Annotated in this window: 4 protein-coding genes and 1 pseudogene; all 5 read left to right on the top strand. The window is 62.5% G+C overall.

Going from position 1 to position 4,337, the window contains the following annotated elements:
- On the top strand, positions 1 to 681 hold a 681-nt coding region (locus Q0F21_RS05745), incomplete at its 5' end, for an ACT domain-containing protein (protein WP_363282665.1).
- Between the two features lie 75 nt (positions 682 to 756).
- The gene (locus Q0F21_RS05750) at positions 757 to 2,166 is read left to right on the top strand and encodes a TolC family protein (RefSeq protein ID WP_297238208.1); all 1,410 of its coding nucleotides are present in this window, start codon (positions 757 to 759) and stop codon (positions 2,164 to 2,166) included.
- A gap of 15 nt (positions 2,167 to 2,181) precedes the next feature.
- On the top strand, positions 2,182 to 3,111 hold the full coding sequence (locus Q0F21_RS05755; RefSeq protein WP_297238210.1) for an HlyD family efflux transporter periplasmic adaptor subunit: 930 nt from the start codon (positions 2,182 to 2,184) through the stop codon (positions 3,109 to 3,111).
- A 41-nt stretch (positions 3,112 to 3,152) separates the two neighbouring features.
- A pseudogene (locus Q0F21_RS05760) lies at positions 3,153 to 3,818 on the top strand (ABC transporter ATP-binding protein); the annotation flags it as partial.
- 244 nt (positions 3,819 to 4,062) lie between these two features.
- A partial coding sequence (locus tag Q0F21_RS05765) for an ATP-binding cassette domain-containing protein (protein ID WP_297238213.1) occupies positions 4,063 to 4,337 on the top strand: 275 nt, incomplete at its 3' end.

Consider the following 4,337-nt stretch of genomic DNA (forward strand, 5'->3'; position numbering starts at 1 on the left):
GAGTGGGATGAGAGCGAATTTGCCCGGCTGATGAAGCGTCACGGTTACAAGGGCGAGAGCGACTTCCTCCTCGCCGTGGCAGAGGGGCGGTATGAGGTCAATCAGGTGCTGGTGGACTACAAGGCTCTTCTGGAGGAGCGGACCGAGAGCGCCAAAGAGTCGAGGCCTAAGGTGTCGGCGGAGGACTACGAGCGGGAGACAGAGCTGGAGCAGCTGTCCACGGCGGACAAGGATGTGATCCTGATCGACGGGCGACTGACCGGCATCGACTATGAGCTGGCTCAGTGCTGCCACCCGATCTATGGCGACCGGATCTTTGCCTACGCCTCCCGGACGGGGATGAGGATCCACAGCTACGACTGTCCCAATGCGTCTGACCTCTTTACCCGCTACAGCTACCGCATCCACAAGGCCGAGTGGGCGGGCGTGGCGGCTGACAGGGCGGCTCATGAGGTGACGCTGAGAGTGGTTGGCGAGGACGACATCACGGTGGTCAATAATATATCGACACGTATCGGGCTGGAGAAGGGAGTCCGACTGAAGAACTTCCGTATAGAGTCCAATGACGGGCTCTTCCTCGGCTTCTTTACCCTCTATGCGGATGACGAGCAGTCGCTGAAGCAGCTCATACGCCTGATCCGCCAGGCAAAGGGGGTGAAGTCGGTGGATCGGACCGAATAACACACTTTGCCCTCAAGAGTTGACAAGAAACTGGTAGATTTGCAGAGATCTACGATCCTATGAGAGCCAATCAATATGAGTAAGCCTATACGATATATCCTCTTCGCCGTCATCCTGCTGACGGGCTGCCTCCCGGTTCGCGCCGAGGGGGATACCCTCCGGACGATCACCCTCGAGGAGGTGCGCGCAGCAGCGGAGAGCCACTTCCCTCTCCTCCGACAGCGGGAGGTGATGGACCGGGTGGTGCAGGAGAGCAGCCGGGCGATGAAGTACGTCTATATCCCCCAGATCAGCCTTACCGGCGGGGTCAATTACCTCTCCGACGTGCCCAATCCCACGAAGCAGGACCTGATCAAGGGGGAGAAGCTGCAGGTGGCGATCCCTTCCTTCCTTAAGCAGATGGGCTTCACCCAGGAGGTGTGGGACGGCATGATGGATGAGACAATGGCGAGCATTGCCTCACAGATCAAGATCCCATCGATCCCCAAGATGCAGCGGGGCGTCGGCATATCGGTCGCCCAATTGCTCTGGGACGGTGGCCATGCCGCCGCCGAGGGGGCAGTGATGCGAGCCTCACAGGCTCAGAGCGACGCCCGGATGGAGGAGGTGCTGAGGGAGGTGCGCAAGTCGGTGACGGAGATCTACTTCGGGCTGCTCAAGGTGGACGGTCAGACCGCCCTCCAGAGGACGCTCATCGAGGAGCTTCGCCGTCAGGAGGAGCGGGTCGAGGTGGCGATAGCCAATGACGTGGGCACCCGAGCGGATGCGGAGGAGATCCGGGTGGAGCTGCTCCGCGCGGCTCAGGATCGCGCTGCCCTGCAGGAGACGCGCCGGGCACTGATCGAGGCGCTGACGATCTACACCGGTCTCCCGCTGAGCGAAGGGACGGAAGTGGTCCTGCCCCCTACCCCGATCGAACCTAAGGCTCCAGCCGGCGGGCGGGTCGCCCCACTTCGTCCGGAGCATCGGTACTACGATGCGCTGACGGCAGAGGCGCAGGCGACTTATGACAGCTACCTCGCCGGGCTGGTGCCGCAGGTGATGCTGACCGCTACGGCGATGTATTCCGATCCGTACCCCAATTTCTTCAAGCCCGGGGCGCACCCCTTCGGGATGGTGGGGCTGAGCTTCCAGTGGACCTTTGGTCAGCTCTACGGGCTGGGGGCACAGCGAACCCGTCTCCGGGGGATGACGGAGATGGCGGAGATGCAGCGGCAGACCTTTGAGCAAAAGACCTCTGCCGAACTGGCACAGGCACGGCATAAGGTGCAGCAGAGTGCAGAGCAGATGCGACTTGATGAGGAGATCGTGACACTGCGCAAGAGCATCAACGACCGCTCCGCCGTGCAGGTGGAGGAGGGCGTGATGACACGTCGCGATGCGCTGCAGCTCCTGACGAAGTACACGGCCGCCAGGCAGACGGCCGACCTCCACAGGATAGAGTACCTCGAGGCACTCTATGGACTGGCGGAGATCGAGAGATAAATAGATAGGATAGTGATGAAGATGAAGAATGAGATACGATACGGCTCTCTCGTCCTCCTCCTGCTGCTCCTCTGCGTAGGTTGTGGACAGGAGGACAAGAGCGTCCTCGGGACGGGGAGCTTCGAGGCGACGGAGATCTTAGTCTCCGGTGAGGTGAGCGGGAAGCTCATCCGCTGGGATCTCGCCGAGGGTGACCGACTCGAGGAGGGCGCCGAGGTGGGATTAGTGGATACGGTCCAGCTCGCCCTCAAGCGGGAGGCTCTCCGCCGGTCGGGCGCCGGCGTGGCGGTCGCCTCACCCAATATCGAGACACAGACAGCCCCACTGGAGGCGAAGCTGAGCGACCTGCGCTCTCAGAGAGATCGGGTCAAGCGGCTCCTCGATGCCGATGTGGCGACGAAGAAGCAGCTCGATGACCTCGATGCCGGCATTGCCCAGCTGGAGGGACAGCTCGAGGCGACCCGCTCTACCCTCTCGGGCAGCAGGGGTCAGCTCTCTGCTCAGCGGTCTGCCATCGACGTGCAGATAGAGCAAGTGAGCGATATGATCCGCCGGTCGGTGATCAAGTCCCCGATCAGCGGCACCGTGATCGCCAATTATGTCCACCCGGGCGAGCTTGCCGCGGCGGGGCATCCGCTCTTCCGCATCGCCGACCTGGACGAGATGATCCTGCGGGTATACATCACCGGGGAGGATCTCGGGCTCATCCACGTGGGGGAGAGGGTAAAGGTTCGCGTGGACGGCAGTGCCGGCGAGGACGCGACTCGCACCTACGACGGAACGATCAGCTGGATCTCGCCGAAGGCAGAATTCACGCCCAAGTCCGTTCAGACGCAAGAGGATCGTGCTGGATTGGTCTACGCCGTCAAGGTTAGGGTACCCAACGAAGACGGACAGCTCAAGATAGGTATGTACGGCGAGCTACTCCGACCCGCAGCAGAGTGACGATGGAGGGGGCGACGGACGATATCATCCGGGCGGATGGGCTGAGGCTGGTCTACCGCAGTCCGGCAGGCGAGGCGGTCGGTGTCGGCACGGCACCGGAGGGGCTCTCCTTCGCCGTCCGACGGGGAGAGATCTTCGGCATCATCGGTCCGGACGGTTCCGGTAAGAGCACGCTCCTCCGAATCCTCTGCTCCCTCCTCAGACCACAGAGCGGCAGCGCGACGGTGGACGGATACGACGTGGTGCGGGACTATCGGGAGCTGCGGCAGCACATCGGATACATGCCCGGCACCTTCTCCCTCTACGGCGACCTCACCGTGCGGGAAAATCTGGACTTCTACGCCACTCTCTTCGGCACCACGGTGGAGGAGAATTATCCCCTCATTGCCGACATCTACTCTCACATCGAGCCCTTCGAGAAGCGCCTCGCCGCCCATCTCTCCGGAGGGATGAAGCAGAAGCTTGCCCTCTCCTGCGCTCTCATCCACAAGCCACACGTCCTCTTCCTCGACGAGCCTACCACCGGCATCGACCCCATCAGCCGAACCGACCTCTGGCGGATGCTCCGCAAGCTCTCCGCCGATGGTGTCACCGTGGTCGCCTCCACTGCCTATATGGACGAGGCAAGCCGCTGCGACCGAGTCGCCTTTATGCGTCGAGGGGACTTCATCGCCATGGACACACCGGAGCAGTTGGTCTCGCAGTACCGCCTGCCGCTCTACCGCCTTGAGACGACCGATCGGATGGCTGCCCTCGAGGCGCTGGAGAGCTATCCCGAGGTGCTGCATGCATACGCCTTTGGCGACTCCTTCCACATCACCCTCCGTGACCGGGCGGACGAGACGGCGCTGAGGGCCCATATCGCTACCGACGTCCGCCTCGCAGGCAGCCGAGCGGTCGCCACGGAGCCCACCCTGGAGGATGCCTTCCTCCTCCTATCGACAGACGACGATGAGTGACCGAGTGATAGAGGTAGAGGGGCTGACGAAGGTCTTCGGCGACTTCACCGCGGTGGACCACATCTCCTTCCACGTCGATCGGGGAGAGATATTTGGCTTCCTCGGCGCCAATGGTGCCGGCAAGTCCACCGCCATCAGCATGCTCTGCGGCATCCTCAAGCCGACGGCAGGGCGCGGCACCGTCGCCGGACACGACATCCTCCGCGAGGGGGAGCGGATCAAGAAGCACATCGGCGTGATGAGCCAGCGCTTCTCCCTCTACACCGA

Origin of the sequence: uncultured Porphyromonas sp. (assembly GCF_934359325.1) — a bacterium.
Taxonomy (GTDB): domain Bacteria; phylum Bacteroidota; class Bacteroidia; order Bacteroidales; family Porphyromonadaceae; genus Porphyromonas_A.